This window comes from Vibrio tapetis subsp. quintayensis, from assembly GCF_030409945.1.
Classification (GTDB): domain Bacteria; phylum Pseudomonadota; class Gammaproteobacteria; order Enterobacterales; family Vibrionaceae; genus Vibrio; species Vibrio quintayensis.
The window spans coordinates 62,197-76,591 of record NZ_JAUFQV010000032.1; the positions used below are offsets into that span (position 1 = coordinate 62,197).

15 protein-coding genes are annotated in these 14,395 nt (G+C 42.6%); 8 read left to right on the top strand and 7 right to left on the bottom strand.

The genetic code is table 11. The features are described from left to right. Nucleotides 1-137: 137 nt before the first annotated feature. A complete protein-coding gene (locus QWZ04_RS15940; RefSeq protein ID WP_290329248.1) occupies nucleotides 138-608 on the top strand; it encodes an RDD family protein in 471 nt (156 codons plus the stop codon). A 183-nt stretch (nucleotides 609-791) separates the two neighbouring features. On the opposite strand, the gene QWZ04_RS15945 is transcribed toward QWZ04_RS15940, so the two are convergent. After that, entirely contained in the window at nucleotides 792-1,343 is a 552-nt protein-coding gene (locus QWZ04_RS15945) for a TetR/AcrR family transcriptional regulator (RefSeq protein ID WP_290329249.1), read from the bottom strand. A 98-nt stretch (nucleotides 1,344-1,441) separates the two neighbouring features. On the opposite strand from QWZ04_RS15945, the gene QWZ04_RS15950 reads away from it, so the two are divergent. The 5 genes from QWZ04_RS15950 (at nucleotide 1,442) to QWZ04_RS15970 (ending at nucleotide 4,790) form a co-directional block, all read left to right on the top strand. After that, nucleotides 1,442-1,897 (top strand): HPP family protein, encoded by a 456-nt coding sequence (locus tag QWZ04_RS15950; RefSeq protein ID WP_290329250.1) that lies wholly within the window; start codon nucleotides 1,442-1,444, stop codon nucleotides 1,895-1,897. 235 nt (nucleotides 1,898-2,132) lie between these two features. After that, nucleotides 2,133-2,723: an outer membrane beta-barrel protein gene (locus QWZ04_RS15955; protein WP_290329251.1), complete on the top strand. Its 591-nt coding sequence runs from the start codon at nucleotides 2,133-2,135 to the stop codon at nucleotides 2,721-2,723. 339 nt (nucleotides 2,724-3,062) lie between these two features. After that, nucleotides 3,063-3,317: a type II toxin-antitoxin system Phd/YefM family antitoxin gene (locus QWZ04_RS15960; protein ID WP_290329252.1), complete on the top strand. Its 255-nt coding sequence runs from the start codon at nucleotides 3,063-3,065 to the stop codon at nucleotides 3,315-3,317. Further along, the gene (locus QWZ04_RS15965; protein ID WP_290329253.1) at nucleotides 3,310-3,579 is read left to right on the top strand and encodes a Txe/YoeB family addiction module toxin; all 270 of its coding nucleotides are present in this window, start codon (nucleotides 3,310-3,312) and stop codon (nucleotides 3,577-3,579) included. The genes QWZ04_RS15960 and QWZ04_RS15965 overlap by 8 nt, the downstream gene beginning before the upstream one ends. Nucleotides 3,580-4,028: 449 nt before the next feature. Further along, complete coding sequence (locus QWZ04_RS15970; protein ID WP_290329254.1) at nucleotides 4,029-4,790, top strand: hypothetical protein; 762 nt, start codon at nucleotides 4,029-4,031, stop codon at nucleotides 4,788-4,790. Nucleotides 4,791-5,505: 715 nt separating this feature from the next. Here the strand turns inward: QWZ04_RS15970 and pstB are convergent. The 4 genes from pstB to QWZ04_RS15990 all read right to left on the bottom strand — a co-directional run bounded on the left by pstB (nucleotide 5,506) and on the right by QWZ04_RS15990 (nucleotide 9,026). Beyond that, nucleotides 5,506-6,255, bottom strand: coding sequence for a phosphate ABC transporter ATP-binding protein PstB (gene pstB / locus QWZ04_RS15975; RefSeq protein ID WP_290329255.1), 750 nt, complete (start codon nucleotides 6,253-6,255; stop codon nucleotides 5,506-5,508). Between the two features lie 44 nt (nucleotides 6,256-6,299). Continuing rightward, on the bottom strand, nucleotides 6,300-7,178 hold the full coding sequence (gene pstA / locus QWZ04_RS15980) for a phosphate ABC transporter permease PstA (protein WP_102524764.1): 879 nt from the start codon (nucleotides 7,176-7,178) through the stop codon (nucleotides 6,300-6,302). A gap of 2 nt (nucleotides 7,179-7,180) precedes the next feature. Then, entirely contained in the window at nucleotides 7,181-8,110 is a 930-nt protein-coding gene (gene pstC, locus QWZ04_RS15985; RefSeq protein ID WP_102524763.1) for a phosphate ABC transporter permease subunit PstC, read from the bottom strand. A 94-nt stretch (nucleotides 8,111-8,204) separates the two neighbouring features. Beyond that, nucleotides 8,205-9,026, bottom strand: coding sequence for a phosphate ABC transporter substrate-binding protein (locus QWZ04_RS15990; RefSeq protein WP_102524762.1), 822 nt, complete (start codon nucleotides 9,024-9,026; stop codon nucleotides 8,205-8,207). A 388-nt stretch (nucleotides 9,027-9,414) separates the two neighbouring features. Between QWZ04_RS15990 and QWZ04_RS15995 the strand changes: the two genes are divergently transcribed. Further along, complete coding sequence (locus tag QWZ04_RS15995) at nucleotides 9,415-11,058, top strand: methyl-accepting chemotaxis protein (protein ID WP_290329257.1); 1,644 nt, start codon at nucleotides 9,415-9,417, stop codon at nucleotides 11,056-11,058. A 96-nt stretch (nucleotides 11,059-11,154) separates the two neighbouring features. Here the strand turns inward: QWZ04_RS15995 and QWZ04_RS16000 are convergent, their stop codons facing one another. Then, on the bottom strand, nucleotides 11,155-12,516 hold the full coding sequence (locus QWZ04_RS16000) for a DEAD/DEAH box helicase (RefSeq protein ID WP_290329258.1): 1,362 nt from the start codon (nucleotides 12,514-12,516) through the stop codon (nucleotides 11,155-11,157). A gap of 310 nt (nucleotides 12,517-12,826) precedes the next feature. Here QWZ04_RS16000 and QWZ04_RS16005 point away from each other — a divergent pair, with 310 nt between their 5' ends. Then, the gene (locus QWZ04_RS16005; RefSeq protein WP_290329259.1) at nucleotides 12,827-13,117 is read left to right on the top strand and encodes an Lpp/OprI family alanine-zipper lipoprotein; all 291 of its coding nucleotides are present in this window, start codon (nucleotides 12,827-12,829) and stop codon (nucleotides 13,115-13,117) included. A 50-nt stretch (nucleotides 13,118-13,167) separates the two neighbouring features. On the opposite strand, the gene QWZ04_RS16010 is transcribed toward QWZ04_RS16005, so the two are convergent. Next, nucleotides 13,168-14,082, bottom strand: coding sequence for a L,D-transpeptidase family protein (locus tag QWZ04_RS16010; protein ID WP_290329261.1), 915 nt, complete (start codon nucleotides 14,080-14,082; stop codon nucleotides 13,168-13,170). Nucleotides 14,083-14,395: the final 313 nt, after the last annotated feature.

A 14,395-nucleotide genomic window follows, 5' to 3' on the forward strand; every position in this document is an offset into this window, starting at 1 on the left:
GACCCACGCAACTAGTTGATATGATTTGTAGAATCTCATTCATTTGATATGTTAAGTGGACTTATAAAAGTGGGAGTATACGGGTTTTATCCGCATATAAAGCGTTAGAAAGTTCACTGGATAACAAGGGGCAGTTTGTGCAAGGAAGTAAGGAAATTGACGTGATTTTAGCAAGTCGTTGGTCTAGGTTTTGGGCAGCATTCATTGATGGCTTAGCCATGGTAGTGGTCTATTTGCCCGTGTTTTTTATTGAACCATTAGGGAAGCTGTTCTACCAATCTAACAACTACTTTCTCGAGTTTTCATATTTTGTCATGGGTTATTTACTTATGCACGGTTATCTACTGCATAAATATGGTCAAACGATAGGAAAAAATGTTTTCGAGATTTCTATTGTAGGTATGGATAACCAGCCCATGGGATTGAAAGAAATCATGCTTAAGCGTTGGTGCCCAACACTCCTCATGGGACTCATTCCTTTCTTGGGTTTAATCGATATATTGTTTATTTTCCGTTCAGATCGTCGCTGCTTACATGACCTTGTCGCAAAGAGTAAGGTTATAGATATATCGAAACCAGATGACCTGGAATTTAGTCAGGCGGACTAGTTTTCTAACAAACAATTTACACATTAAAAGGACATACACTCCATTCTTCGATTAAGACAACCGCCGCTGTGGCTGCGGCTTAATTACTTTAGGTGTGTGTCCTCGCTAGATCCGCGTAGGGTTTCCCATAAGCCAAATACCACGTGCCCCCAATAGAGCTAGACAGTTGCTTGTAACCTGACGTTAGCACTCAAGGCGATGTAAAACCTTTAAACTATTTTTGATTACTTTAGAGCTTTCTCCTGTCACATAAGCCGTAGTAATTGCTCCCTCTTTCAGCAAGCAGATAGCATTAAGTAGATCTTGAGAGTCACCATTCAATTTGCTTTGAATTAACTGTCGAACTTGTTCTTTGTGAAAGCTGCAATAGCGCGATATTTCACTCTCAGCATCACTAAACTCCGCAGATGTATTGATAAAAAAGCAACCTCTAAAATCGCCTAAATCTAACTCATTCCCGCTAAACCAGCTCTCTAAAGAGTTAAAAAGAGCCTCTGTCAGTTCACGATTGTTGGTTGCTCCTTGGAGTTTTTTTTCGAGCCAAACCATAAAGATTTGATGCCTTCTCTCCAAAGCCGCCAATACTAAATCATCTTTCCCTGTAAAGTGGCTGTATAAGGTTTTCTTAGCGACACCAGATACTTTAATGACTTCATTAATTCCGATTGAGTTAATGCCTTGTCGGTAAAATAAGCCTAACGCCGTATCTAACAGTAAATCTCGTTTTTTACTCATAGCAGCAACTCCAACAATTCATTTCGTGCATATTGACAAAGGTAGAACGGTCTGTCTACAATAAATAGTAGACAGATCGTTCTACTTTTGAGGTGTATATGAATCATTATTTATCTGCTGTCATTGCAGGTGTTGGCGCGTCAATTACGATTGGTTTTCTTCTATTAGTTGAAGCGAATATAGAAAGTACCGCGTTAATCATGGCTCCTTTCGGGGCCACGGCGGTATTAGTTTTTGGCTTGCCTAACAGTCCGTTGGCTCAACCCAAAAACGTAATTCTTGGCCATTTAATCACAGCGATAATCGGCGTTATTTTTTCTCAGTATATTGGTGTGACGCCAGCAACATTGGCCGTTGCGACAGGGTTGGGAGTAACGACTATGCTGATATCAAAAACAACGCATCCACCAGCAGGAGCGAATCCCATTTTGATTATGATTGCAGGGTATGGTTGGTCGTTCTTAGTGACCCCTGTTTTAGTTGGCTCTATAGTCATCGTGCTGATGAGCAAATGCCTGCAAAGATCAAAGCTGTACCGCGGTGCGGTGCGTTAAAGGGAGGGGGGAGTTACTTTAGGTGTGTGTCCTTGCTAGCTTCTATACACAGCATTTAAGACTGATTCCCAACGCTTGGCATTTTTTCATTCCATCGTTGGGTTTTGCGGTTACGGCGGTTTATTTTTGTGGTGGCGTTACTAAAAACTGAGTATTTTGAAAGACTTATATTAACAATTAGCGCATTATATTATTGCTATGATAATATGCTGATTTTTATTAAGAGTAATACTAAATGCCTAAAATTAAAGGATTAATTGCTGCCTCCCTTATTCTATCGAGTGCATCTTCTTACGCAAATGTAAATGATCACGTTCAAAAATCCGATAATCAATTTTATATTGGTGCTGATTTATCGATGGCGAACCAAGTGGAGCTTGAAGTAGGGACTGCATCGGCAAAAGAATCGAGTGATTTAGGTTACAACCTTGTGGCAGGTTATGAATTTGATACTCATCAAGTTGTGAAAACTAGCATTGAAGCTGAGTATCGAACATTTGGTGAAATTGATAATACAGGCTCTTTCAGCTCTGATGGTGATGCATTTTTCATTAATGCTAAGACTAAACTATTTGTCCTTTACGATTTTGGAAATATTTATTTAGCACCAATGGCGGGGGTCGGAAAAATAAATATCAATGTTAAAGACAGTGCCAATCAAAACCACTCAAAAAAAGAAACTGGTTATCAATTGGGTGTTGAAATTGGTACTCGATTGTCGCAAGGGTTGGATTTAAATTTAGGATATCGAGCAGCATTCACAAAGATAGAAGACATTAACGTAACGTTAACTGGTTTTTATTTAGGTGCTCGTTACTTCTTCTAAGGTCAACTGCATAGCAAGAGGCGCATTATGCGCCTTTTTCGATTGCTCTCACTCGCTGTCCAAACTTTCCTATCGGCGCTTATGAGTACTTTAGGTGCGTGTCCTCGCTAGATCTTCTTAGCCATTGGCCTCATCGCGCTGGCAAACTAACCAGACGCTCAAGCAAACACGGTAACGTATAGTATTTTTGGTTTAGATTGAGGTGATTTTGACTGGTTAAGTGGGCGTGCTACTTAGCTTAGCGTCGGTTGCTCCATCAATATTACGTGTCCTATTAGCTGTACAAGTTGAAGTTGCAAAACTATACTTGTCCTATAAATTGTACATGTGGAGGTTCTTATGAAAATCGTATCATTTACTGAAGCTAGAAATAGCCTTAAAGCGGTTTTAGACGGTGTCGTTAATGATGCTGACACCACCGTTATTACTCGTCGTGACTCGGAAGATGCAGTGGTTATGTCCCTAGACTATTACAATAGCCTTATGGAGACAGTTCATTTACTTCGCTCACCTAAAAATGCTGAGCACTTAGATCGCTCCATAGCGCAATATCGTGCTGGTAAAACTACAGCACGAGAGCTCATTGATGAATAGCAGTCAACGTTTGTTATCCTGGACTGACGATGCTTGGGGTGACTACCTATATTGGCAAACTCAAGACAAGAAAACATTAAAACGTATCAATAAGCTAATCAATGACGCTAAACGTTCGCCATTTGAAGGCATCGGTAAACCTGAGCCACTAAAAGAAAACCTATCTGGCTTTTGGTCTCGTCGTATTGATGACACAAATAGGCTTGTTTATGCCGTTGATGACAACGCAATCACGATAATCTCGTGTCGCTACCACTACTAAAATCGGCCTCTTCATCAGGTAAGTCAATTCGGGTGTACATTAAAAGGACATACACCTCATTAGTTCATGCCCATGCTGGTCGTACACAAATGCACCAACACTATTTGCTACATCCGGCATTCTAAATTTCTTTGGGATTATCATGTTAAGTGGAAAATTTAGCTTAATTTGTATGGCAGAAAACGGGGACGCTGGCGTTAACTCTCAGAGGTAAATGATGGACTTATGGTACTTTAGGTGTGTGTCCTCACTAGATCTCGATTCTTCGATTTCGACAATCACCGCTTTGGATGCGGCTTAATTACTTTAGGTGTGTGTCCTCTCTAGCTTCTTTGATCTAGATTTTAGAATCATGGAGTTAATGGAAGTAGCAGTTGAGTGGCTAGAGTTGAAATAGCCTTGAAGAAATCCTACAGGCTCGTTATGAATCAAAATGGAGACACCAGTTTGTGAGTTCAGATAAAAAACCAAGAATCGATAAAATTCAGTTTACGACCAAAGAAAAAGTCTCTCAAATTACGTTTACTTATGACAGAACGCGGGATGGATTTATTTTGCCAGATGCAAATTCCGAATCAATAAAAGTAGAGCGGAGCTATGATCGAGATTCAGGTAAGCCTAAGGTCTTAAGTAACGTACCAGGAGTGACAAATTTCGCTTCATTTGATGTAGATAGAATGCTCATGGAAGAGTATGACTATTTAATAAGCATAGATACGAATTCGAGAGAGCTAAAGGGTAAGAAAATCAGTATTTGTACCTGTTATTATGTACCCGGAAAGCTGAGGCAGCATAAGAATGGAGTACCATTTTATCAGTTGACCTCATATATCATCGTAAACCCTAATATGGATGTTAACCCCGAGCAAATTGGCTGGGCTTTGGTTATAAACAACAACCTCAAACTTCCACTCGATGACAAAGATGAAATAATGGCAATTGTTGTAGATAGTGAAAAAGATTCACTCCCTAAATATAATACAAGGTCAAAGCCCTATCTGGGTCAAAGCTATTTACCTGAACAATTGAAATTTTGTTACGCTTCAGACAAAGACAAGGATACTTTGCCTGGACAAATGTTAAAAATGTGCCATAACGTTTCTAACCAAATATTCAGACAAATGCAGTTAGAAAAAACTGATTTGCCTCCACTAACCAATGGTGGAGGTTTATGTGATGGGTATATTGTCGTGCGTGAAAAAGATGCATAACAATATCTAGTTGTTCAAGCGACACCAAAAAGGCGCACTATGCGCCTTTTTCTATTGTCCTCACTGACAGTTCAAGCTTTTCCTGTCGGTTTTAAGTTCCACTATGGTTTGCTTAATCCAACCATTGCAGCCACGGGGCGACACTGGAGATTACCCAGTGACCACCGCAATCATTACGCATCCAATTAATTGAACTCGTTGCGCAGCATTCCCATAAGCAAAGTACTACAGGAACCTTGCGCCAATAGTTACTTTAGAGCTGTTTGCTCACTAGATCTTCTTAGCCATTGGCCTCATCGCGCTGGCAAACTAACCAGACGCTCAAGCAAACACGGTAACGTATAGCATTTTTGGTTTAGATTGAGGTGATTTTGGCTGGTCAAGTGGGCGTGCTACTTAGCTTAACGTCAGTTGCTCTATCAATATAGAGCTTTAACAGGACATACACCTCAATCAACCTATGGAATATGTACACCTTGCCCCTGATTATTTGCAGGATGCGGTTAAACTAAACCCCCTATCAAATGACCACAAAGTGACCACAAAATGACCACATAGTTAATCTCACATCACTATCCGTCATTTCAATAACAAAATAAAACCCCTATAAAACAATAGCATTACGATTAATTACTTTTCCTAATTACACAAAAAAGCCCCTACTAGAGGGGCAAAGAATTACCATCGCTTATAATTATTAATAGAATTTGGTTGATTAGCCGAAGTCGCCATTTACGTAACCTTGGGTGCGGTCGTCGCGTGGTTGGCTGAAGATGACGCTGGTATCGTCGTGCTCGACCAGTTCACCCATCAAGAAGAATGCGGTGCGGTCTGAGATACGGCGAGCCTGAGCCATTGAGTGCGTAACGATAACGATGGTGTAGTCCTTTTTCAGGTCTTCCATCAGTTCTTCAATTTTGTGGGTTGCGATTGGATCAAGCGCAGACGTTGGTTCGTCCATCAAGATGACATCGGGTTCCATTGCAATGGTGCGAGCAATACATAAACGTTGTTGCTGACCACCAGAAAGGCCGAACGCGTGCGATTTAAGACGGTCTTTTACTTCATCCCAAAGTGCTGCGCCACGTAGTGATTTCTCAACGATTGCGTCGATGTTCTTTTTGTCTTTCATGCCTTGAGCACGTAAGCCGTAAGCTACGTTCTCGTAGATGCTCATTGGGAATGGGTTCGCCTTTTGGAAAACCATGCCTACTTTAATACGCAAATCAGACACATCGATGTTGCCGTAGATGTCATCACCGTCCATAGAAACTAAGCCCGTGATCTTCACACCTTCAATCAAGTCGTTCATGCGGTTTAAGCAACGAAGTAGCGTTGACTTACCGCAACCAGACGGGCCAATAAGAGCCGTTACTTGGCGCTTAGGAATAGGCAGATTGATGCTTTTAAGTGCTTGGTTTTCGCCGTAGAAAAGATCTAGGTTTTCAATTGAAAATTTGTTCATTTTTAAACTCTCTTAATTCTTAAATTCGTTGTCGTGTATAACGCTTAGTAAGTCGCTGTATTGAATTTCGCTGCAATCAACTTGGTTACTGTGTTGATAAGCAGAACAACAACTATCAAAACCGTGGCAGTGCCATACGCTTGATTCCACTCTTCAATGGTAAACAGCTCGGTGGTTAGTTTGTAAAGGTGAACGGTCAGCGTACGGCCAGAATCGAGTAACGAATCAGGAATACGTGCAACCATACCCGCGGTCATGAATACCGGGGCAGATTCACCAATGACACGACCAATACTAAGAATGACCGAAGTTAAGATACCTGGCATTGCGCTTGGCAAGATTAAGCGCCAGATAGTGTAGATTTTTGAAGCACCCAAACCGTAAGAACCTTCACGGAATGTTTGTGGTACTGCCATCAAAGCTTCTTCAGTGGTACGAATAATCACAGGAAGAATAAGAATACTCAAGGTTAATGCACCCGACAGAATCGAGAAGCCAAGGCCAAGAATGGCAACGAAGAACGTCATACCAAACAGACCGAAGATGATCGATGGAATACCCGCCAACGATTCGGTACAAAAACGGATGATTTTAACTAACTTACTGCCTACTTTGGCGTATTCAGTTAAGTAGATTGCCGTCATGATCCCTAAAGGTGCTGCGATAGAAATCGAGGCAATAACCATGTAAACCGTCGAGACGATCATCGGCCAAATACCGTGTTCTTCGCCTGTTCTTGTGTAGTCGTCGGTAATGAAGTTCCAATCTACGTGCTGTAAGCCGTTCGAAAGGATGTACCACATAATCCAAAATAAGAAACCAACCGTTAGAGCGGCCGCGCCCCAAATAAATACATTGAGTAGGTTATCTTTTACTACTCGCGCTTTTTTAAGCTTAATTGCATTCGTGTTTGACTGAGTCATGGTTACTTCGCCTTCTCACGGTTCAAAAATAGTAGAATCGCATTCAACGACATAATAAATACCAGTAATACTACGCCTGTCGCGTACAGTGCATTGGCGTGAATGCCACTTGCGTATGACATTTCAATGGCGATGTTGGCGGTTAGCGTACGGGCTGAATCCAAAATGCCTTCTGGCATGGCTGGGGCGTTACCCATTACCATGATGATTGCCATGGTTTCACCCAACGCACGAGCAATACCTAAGATGACACCCGTCATGATCCCCGAACGTGCCGCCGGAACCAATACCTTGAAGATCGTGAAAATCTTAGAAGCACCTAATGCTAAAGAGCCTTCTTTATAAGAATGCGGAACAGCGCGAATCGACGTTTCTGATACCGTGATTACCGTTGGCAGAATCATGACGCCCAATACGATAATACCGGCCAAAATCGTGTTACCCGCAGGAACTTGGAAAACGTTTTGAATCAATGGCACGATGATAACCAAGCCAAAAAAGCCATAAACTACCGATGGGATACCCGCTAAAAGCTCGACCGCAGGGCGAATGATATTGGCTAAACGCTTGGGCGCAATTTCTGCAATAAAAATCGCAGTTAACACACCGACAGGTACACCAACCAACACAGCTCCAACCGTAGAAACCACAGAAGCAACAATCATGGTTGCGACGCCGTACAAGGCTGGTGGTAACCAATTCTGACCTAAAACAATGCCAGAGACACCCACTTCGCGAAACGCTGGAATACTTTCCAGAACGATGAAGTAAGCAATGGTAGCGAGAGAAACAATGCCAATAACCGCACTGCTTAGAAATAAGAAATGGAAGATACGCTCTTTCCAGTCGACACCTTTTTTACGGCGAAGACCACGTGGCTGTTGGGTATTTTCACTCTTCATAGAAGATTCACTATTAATCGCGATGGACATATAAAATACTCATATCGAAATAAAGGCTGTTTAAAGACAGCAATCGAAATGGAAAAGTGCTCAGCCTTCGCAGGCTGAGCAAGATAAAGTTAACTTAGTTTACTGAGATGTAGCCTTTCTTCTCTACTAATGCTTGTGCGTCTGCTTCAAGCATCCAGTCTAGGAATTTTTGAGTTTCAGCAGATGGCTTACCTTCGCGGTAAAGCACTAGGAAAGGACGCGCTACTTTGTAAGAGCCATTCTTAACGTTGTCTACTGTTGCTGGCGTACCGTCTACTGATAGAGCGTGTACTGACTCATCAACCGTACCTAGAGAGATGTAGCCGATAGCAAATGGGTTGCTTGCAACCATCGTTTTTAGAGCGCCGTTACCGTTAGCAACTTGCGCACGCTGTGAAATTGCCGATACTTTCACATCGCCAATTTTCTTTTTAAGTTTCATGATGTCTTCGAATGCACCACGAGTACCCGACGCTGTATCACGAGTGATTGCTACGATAGGCTTGTCTGCGCCACCAACTTGTTTCCAGTTAGTCACTTCGCCTTTGTAGATAGCCGTTACTTGTTCAGCAGTAAGGCCTTTAAGACCATTCTTTGGGTTTACAACAACTGCGATACCGTCACGAGCAACCACTTCTTCCTTAAGTGTTGACTCTTTTTCAGACGCTTTCAGGTTACGTGAAGACATACCCAAATCAGCACTTCCGTTTTTCGCCGCTTTTACGCCAGCAGAAGAACCAGGGCCTTGTACTTCAATAAATACGTTTGAGTGTTGCTTCATGTATGTTTCAGAGAAAACTTCCATCAGTGGTGTCACGCTGCTAGAGCCAACTGCAGAAATTGTTTCTTTCGCCAAAACTGGAGTTACTGTTAGTGTGCCTAGTAGAGCCAATGCACCGATTACTGTCTTTTTCATCACAAATTTCCTTAAGAGGCATTATTGCCGTTGTGTTTTGTGTTTCACTTGAACGATGCTCACTTTAGGCTGCTAATATGACAGTTATGTTTCACTAGTTTGAAACCTATATGACAACGTAAAATAATTCCTTTGCCTAAAACTCCCTTCTACTTTGAAGACGCCTTTCTTTCTAACCTCTCTTTCGTTTAATTTTATAAAATAAGATAAAATTTACATATTGATACAGTTAAGTTGCACCTGCTAACTCCCACAGCCATTGGATTGGTGACTCTCTGACCATTTAGAGCAAGATTTAACCCATATAAACCTTTGAAATTACAGACTTAAGTATTTAAAATAGTGATCTTGAGCCAGATATATAATTTATAAAATAACAGGGTGAACTATGAACACATTTTTAAGGGGCTTCTCTTTGAAGACTCAGGTGATGATACCCATGATCATGACGTTAATCGTGATGAGCGTGGGCGTTTTGATCAGCAGTAATGGGCTTAAAGAAGCCTTTATTAAGGTCACGGTTTCGGCCGATGAGTTAGCCGAACAAAAAGACATCATTTCAGATATAGATGACATTGCGTTTAGAATGCGTATTGCGGCAGTCTACGGGCTTTCTGAGCAATCTAAGCTTGAAACGTTATCGTCCCATCTCGACCAAAGCCAACTCAATATCAACGCGTTGATGCGCCCACTTTTCAACAATTCTGACTTGCAACAAGACTCTAGAATCTTAGAAAACGCAATTAAGGATTACATCACGCACGTTAAGCAAAGTGTCGTTCCTGTCGCTCGCAAAAACCTGCAAGAAAGCCCAACCGACAGCGCCTTTATGCGCCAATATGAACAGGCCATTTCGCAATTTGGTATCAAGGGTGAAGCCATGATTGGCGCAATTGATGAGCTGTCAGCTAAAATGAATAGCCTAACTACTCAAAGCCTTGTGGCCAGTGAAGCTCGCCATGATCAGGTATTAAACCGCTCGACAGTTGGCATGTTCGTTCTGCTAGGCTTAGCACTGGTTAGCTGCTGGTTAATCGCTGGTATGATTGTTGCGCCAATCACCCGCCTACAAGAAACCATGAGAGAAGTCGCCAGTGGTAATCTACGGGTTAACGCCGATATTAACGGCCAAGATGAAATTGCAGAACTCGGAAAAGACGTCAATATCACGGTAAGCAAACTGCACGCTACCGTCGATTCATTAGTCCGAATCAGTGTTGATGTTGCATCAGCTTCTACCGAGCTTGCTGCCGTTATGACACAGGCTAACGTCAACTCGGACCAAGAAAAGCACGAAGTGGAACAAGTCGCCTCTGCAGTGACAGAGCTTTCTAGTACCGCTGAAAACGTCAATGTAAATGCCGTTGAAGCAGACAGCGCATCTCGCCAAGCAAACGAAATGGCCATTCAAAGCCTACAAATGTTTGAGAAAAACGACCAAGCCAACTTACAGATGGCTTCTCAACTGAATGAAGCGGCAACCGTGGTCACCAGTTTACAAATTCAATCAGAAAAGATCGGCTCTGTTATTGAGACAATCCGCAGTATTTCTGAGCAAACTAACTTATTGGCGTTGAATGCCGCGATTGAAGCCGCTCGTGCCGGGGAAAGTGGCCGAGGGTTCGCTGTGGTTGCAGATGAAGTTCGAATGCTAGCCGCACGTACCCAAGATTCAACTAAGGAAATCCAAAATATCATTGAAGAGTTACAAACCCAATCTGGTGTGGCAAACGACAGTATGCAGTCTAGCTTGAATACTCTGATGACCAACCAAGAGCTGTCTGTTCAGGTTAATAACGCTATTGAAGGGATCGCTCAATCTGTTGACAACATGACCGGAATCAATACCCAAGTGGCAACAGCCGCCGAAGAGCAAAGCCAAGTTACGGCGGATATTAACCGAAATATTACGAACATCTATGAGCTGGTCAGCCAAAACGTGGCGGGCATTACTCAATCAGCAGCCGCAAGCCAAGAGCTTTCTCAACTTGCTGAAGAACAAAGATCTCAACTGGGTTTCTTTAAAATTTAATACCTGAAATAGCAAAAGCCCCAGTTAAATTAATAACTGGGGCTTTTTTTCGTCTGACTAACGCAACCCAATACAGGGATCACGCAGTTTAGTCACTTAATCTTCAGATGATGCATCCGTCGAAGAAGGTTCAACAGGCGCTGCTGGCTTTTTCTTCTTAACCATGAACACTTGCTCGCCCACTGCCACGGTTTTATGGAAAGTCTTATCGCGCTTAACCGGTTTCTTCGCCGTTTTAGGTCCTTGAGGGCCTTTCTTTTTCTTCGCCTGAGCTTTGCCTTTAACAAAAGCAGGCTTACGAGGCTTAATGCCTTTGAACTTACCAACCAAGCCTTCTAAGGTGGTAAATGGTAAGTCTTGCTGCAGGAAGGTTTCAACACGCTTAAAGCTGTCCCAGTCTTTTGGGCCAACCAAAGAAATCGCTTCACCTTTATTACCAGCACGGCCAGTACGACCAACACGGTGCACGTATTCTTCAGTATGCTTTGGCATGTCGAAGTTAATCACGTGCGTTACTGCGGCGATATCAATACCACGAGAAGCCACGTCGGTTGTTACCAAAATCTTATAAACATGACGCTCAAACTGGCTCATGATTGCATTACGCTGAGTTTGGTTTAGGTTGCCGCTCAGAGCGACTGCCTTTAATTTACTTTCGTTCAGGATCTCAGTTAAGCGATCGGTATCGGCACGTGTAGCCGTAAAGATCATCACCTGACGGTATTCTGCTTCTTCTAATACGCGCTTAAGAATCGCTTCTTTATGATCTAGGTGATCACACAAGTGGAAACGCTGCGTAATGTCTTTATGTTGCTCGTTTGATGCACCAACAGAAATACGCTTTGGCTCATTCAGCATTTCATTTGCAATGTCATTCACTTCAGCGTGATCCATCGTTGCCGAGAACATTAACGTTTGGCGACGACGGTGTTTTGCTGCTTTATGAATTTTACGTAATTCAGGAGCAAAGCCCAGATCAAGCATACGGTCAGCTTCATCAAGAATTAATGTGTCTAGGCCGTCAAGGAACAAAGAGCGGTGCTCTAAGTGATCCGCTAAACGTCCTGGCGTTGCTACGACAAATTTCGGATATTTTTTCAGAGCTTTAACTTGGTCGTTAAAGTTCTCGCCACCCAAAATTAATGTCGCGTCATAAGACAAACCCGCTAGCATAGTGCGTAATTCACCGTAAACTTGCTTCGCCAATTCACGCGTTGGAGCCAAGATCACTACGCGTGGATCTTTAGCCGAGAATCCTTTGGATTTTAAAGTCTTGTGCAACAGCGGAAGAACAAAAGCTAACGTCTTACCAGAACCGGTTTTAGACGATGCCATCAAGTCTTTCCCGGCAATCGCTACAGGGATAGCTTGCTTCTGAATGTCAGTAGCCTTATTAAAGCCAAAATGCTTAAGATTCTTCAATAAGCGGTTATCAAGACCTAACTCTTTAAATTGCAAAGGATTCTCCGTTATAAAAAACAATTACATTAGATAAATTTTATCTAGCCCGTCATTCTACCCTGTTTTGACTGAAAATGGGTATAGATCACACAAAAATATCCTTGAATTGCATATTGTCTTTGTTAGTCATCTATAAATCTTTTGCCTTTTTTATTCGGTTTTCTTATAGATGCAACATAAATAAGCTGAAATGTGCCATATTATGTAATTAGATAGTTCGTAACGTATCGCAAAACTCGATGCACTACGATAAAAAGGCAATCAAAGGTAGTCCCTAATAGTAGCTCTACCTCAACAAGGAGTGACGATGAATAAGAAGTTAATTTTAGCAGCGGGTGTTTCTTCGGTAGTTTTTCTTGCAGGTTGTTCTGGTAGCCCAGACTCTACTGAAATGAAAATTGAAAAACTGACTAACCAAGTTGAGCAACTGTCTCAGCAAGTACAGACTCTTCAAACGAGCCAAACGACCGCAACAATGCAAGCAAAAGAAGCCGCTTCTTCTGCTATGAGTGCAAAAGATGCAGCGATGTCGGCTCAACAAGAAGCTGGCCGTGCTAATGACCGCATCGATAATATCGCGCAGTCGTACACAAAATAGTATCAAGGCTGGACAGGGTTCACGGCTAGATAAGCCAGAGCTCAGTCGCTTCAAAGATTAGGTGGCGTGGCAATTTCTATTGGCACGCCATTTTGTACCTGTATCGTTGCTCGTGCTTTTGCATCCGACACACCAAACTCTTCAAGCCACCAACCTAACTCTATTGGCATCACTAATGACTCTTGCACCCCTTTGCTGTTCGTCAGTGGTTCATGGACTTCCATAAACACACTTCGGTCGGGCTCTAACGTCATTTTGATCGGCTGATTAATCACCCGCACTTTTTCGCCTTTGGTTGCTTGGCTAAATAGCCATTCGATGTCTTTGGGCTCCATACGAATACACCCAGCACTGACCCGGAGCCCAATACCAAATTCTTTGTTGGTACCGTGAATCAAATACTCTCCAGATCCATAGGCTAAACGAAGCGCGTAGTTTCCTAGCGGGTTATCAGGGCCTGCGGGCACCACTCTTGGCAATTCTATGCCTTTTTCTAGGTATTCTTTGCGTATCGACTTAGGAGGAGTCCAGGTGGGGTTCGGGATTTTAACTGAAATCCGTGTCAGCATTTCTGGTGTGTCTCGCCCAACACGGCCAATACCGACTGGGAAAATATGCACAACGCCACTGCCTTTTGGGAAGTAGTACAAACGCAGTTCAGGCAGGTTGATAACAATGCCTTCATAGGGGGCGTCTGGCAGTACAAACTGCGACGGAATAACCAACACAGACCCTGCCACAGGCAAAAATGGGTCTATGCCTCTATTTGCTGCCATCAGAGACAGAAAGCCAACATCATAGCGTTTTGCTATTAATGCAAACGTGTCTCCCTCTTCAACGATGTAACGCTGTAATTTTCCCGCGAGCCGACTGCCCTCTTCGGGAAGTGGAAATGTCGCCGCAGTGCTCATTTGGCTGAACAGTGCTAATGCTGTAATGGCCAACCAACTCGATTTTATTTTCATATCCCTACTCTGCGACGGCGTAATGGTTAAGGCTAAGCCTGATACTAGGCTCAAATCAACGCCTGTCCTCTCATTTAAATCAATTAAAGTAATAATCGTCAAAAAACCATGCGTTTTTTGACGGTTCCAATGCGTTTTTCTTCAGAATTTTTTATCGAGTTTGCACATTTCCCTATTTTTTGTAGCAGAAAATGCGTGTTTCATCACGATACAAACGTTTACTAATGCTGTTTATTTACGTACGAAACGATTGCCATCTCTCTTTCAACAGATTTGGTTATCTATCTGCATTAAAATGTACATTATGAGTTTT

Coding starts and splice junctions, on each gene's coding strand:
- QWZ04_RS15950 (WP_290329250.1), top strand. CDS start 1,442: ATGAATCATTATTTATCTGCTGTCATTGCAGGTGTTGGCGCGTCAATT.
- QWZ04_RS15960 (WP_290329252.1), top strand. CDS start 3,063: ATGAAAATCGTATCATTTACTGAAGCTAGAAATAGCCTTAAAGCGGTT.
- pstC (WP_102524763.1), bottom strand. CDS start 8,110: ATGTCCATCGCGATTAATAGTGAATCTTCTATGAAGAGTGAAAATACC.
- QWZ04_RS15965 (WP_290329253.1), top strand. CDS start 3,310: ATGAATAGCAGTCAACGTTTGTTATCCTGGACTGACGATGCTTGGGGT.
- pstB (WP_290329255.1), bottom strand. CDS start 6,255: ATGAACAAATTTTCAATTGAAAACCTAGATCTTTTCTACGGCGAAAAC.
- QWZ04_RS15955 (WP_290329251.1), top strand. CDS start 2,133: ATGCCTAAAATTAAAGGATTAATTGCTGCCTCCCTTATTCTATCGAGT.
- QWZ04_RS15990 (WP_102524762.1), bottom strand. CDS start 9,026: ATGAAAAAGACAGTAATCGGTGCATTGGCTCTACTAGGCACACTAACA.
- QWZ04_RS16010 (WP_290329261.1), bottom strand. CDS start 14,082: ATGAAAATAAAATCGAGTTGGTTGGCCATTACAGCATTAGCACTGTTC.
- QWZ04_RS15995 (WP_290329257.1), top strand. CDS start 9,415: ATGAACACATTTTTAAGGGGCTTCTCTTTGAAGACTCAGGTGATGATA.
- QWZ04_RS16005 (WP_290329259.1), top strand. CDS start 12,827: ATGAATAAGAAGTTAATTTTAGCAGCGGGTGTTTCTTCGGTAGTTTTT.
- pstA (WP_102524764.1), bottom strand. CDS start 7,178: ATGACTCAGTCAAACACGAATGCAATTAAGCTTAAAAAAGCGCGAGTA.
- QWZ04_RS15945 (WP_290329249.1), bottom strand. CDS start 1,343: ATGAGTAAAAAACGAGATTTACTGTTAGATACGGCGTTAGGCTTATTT.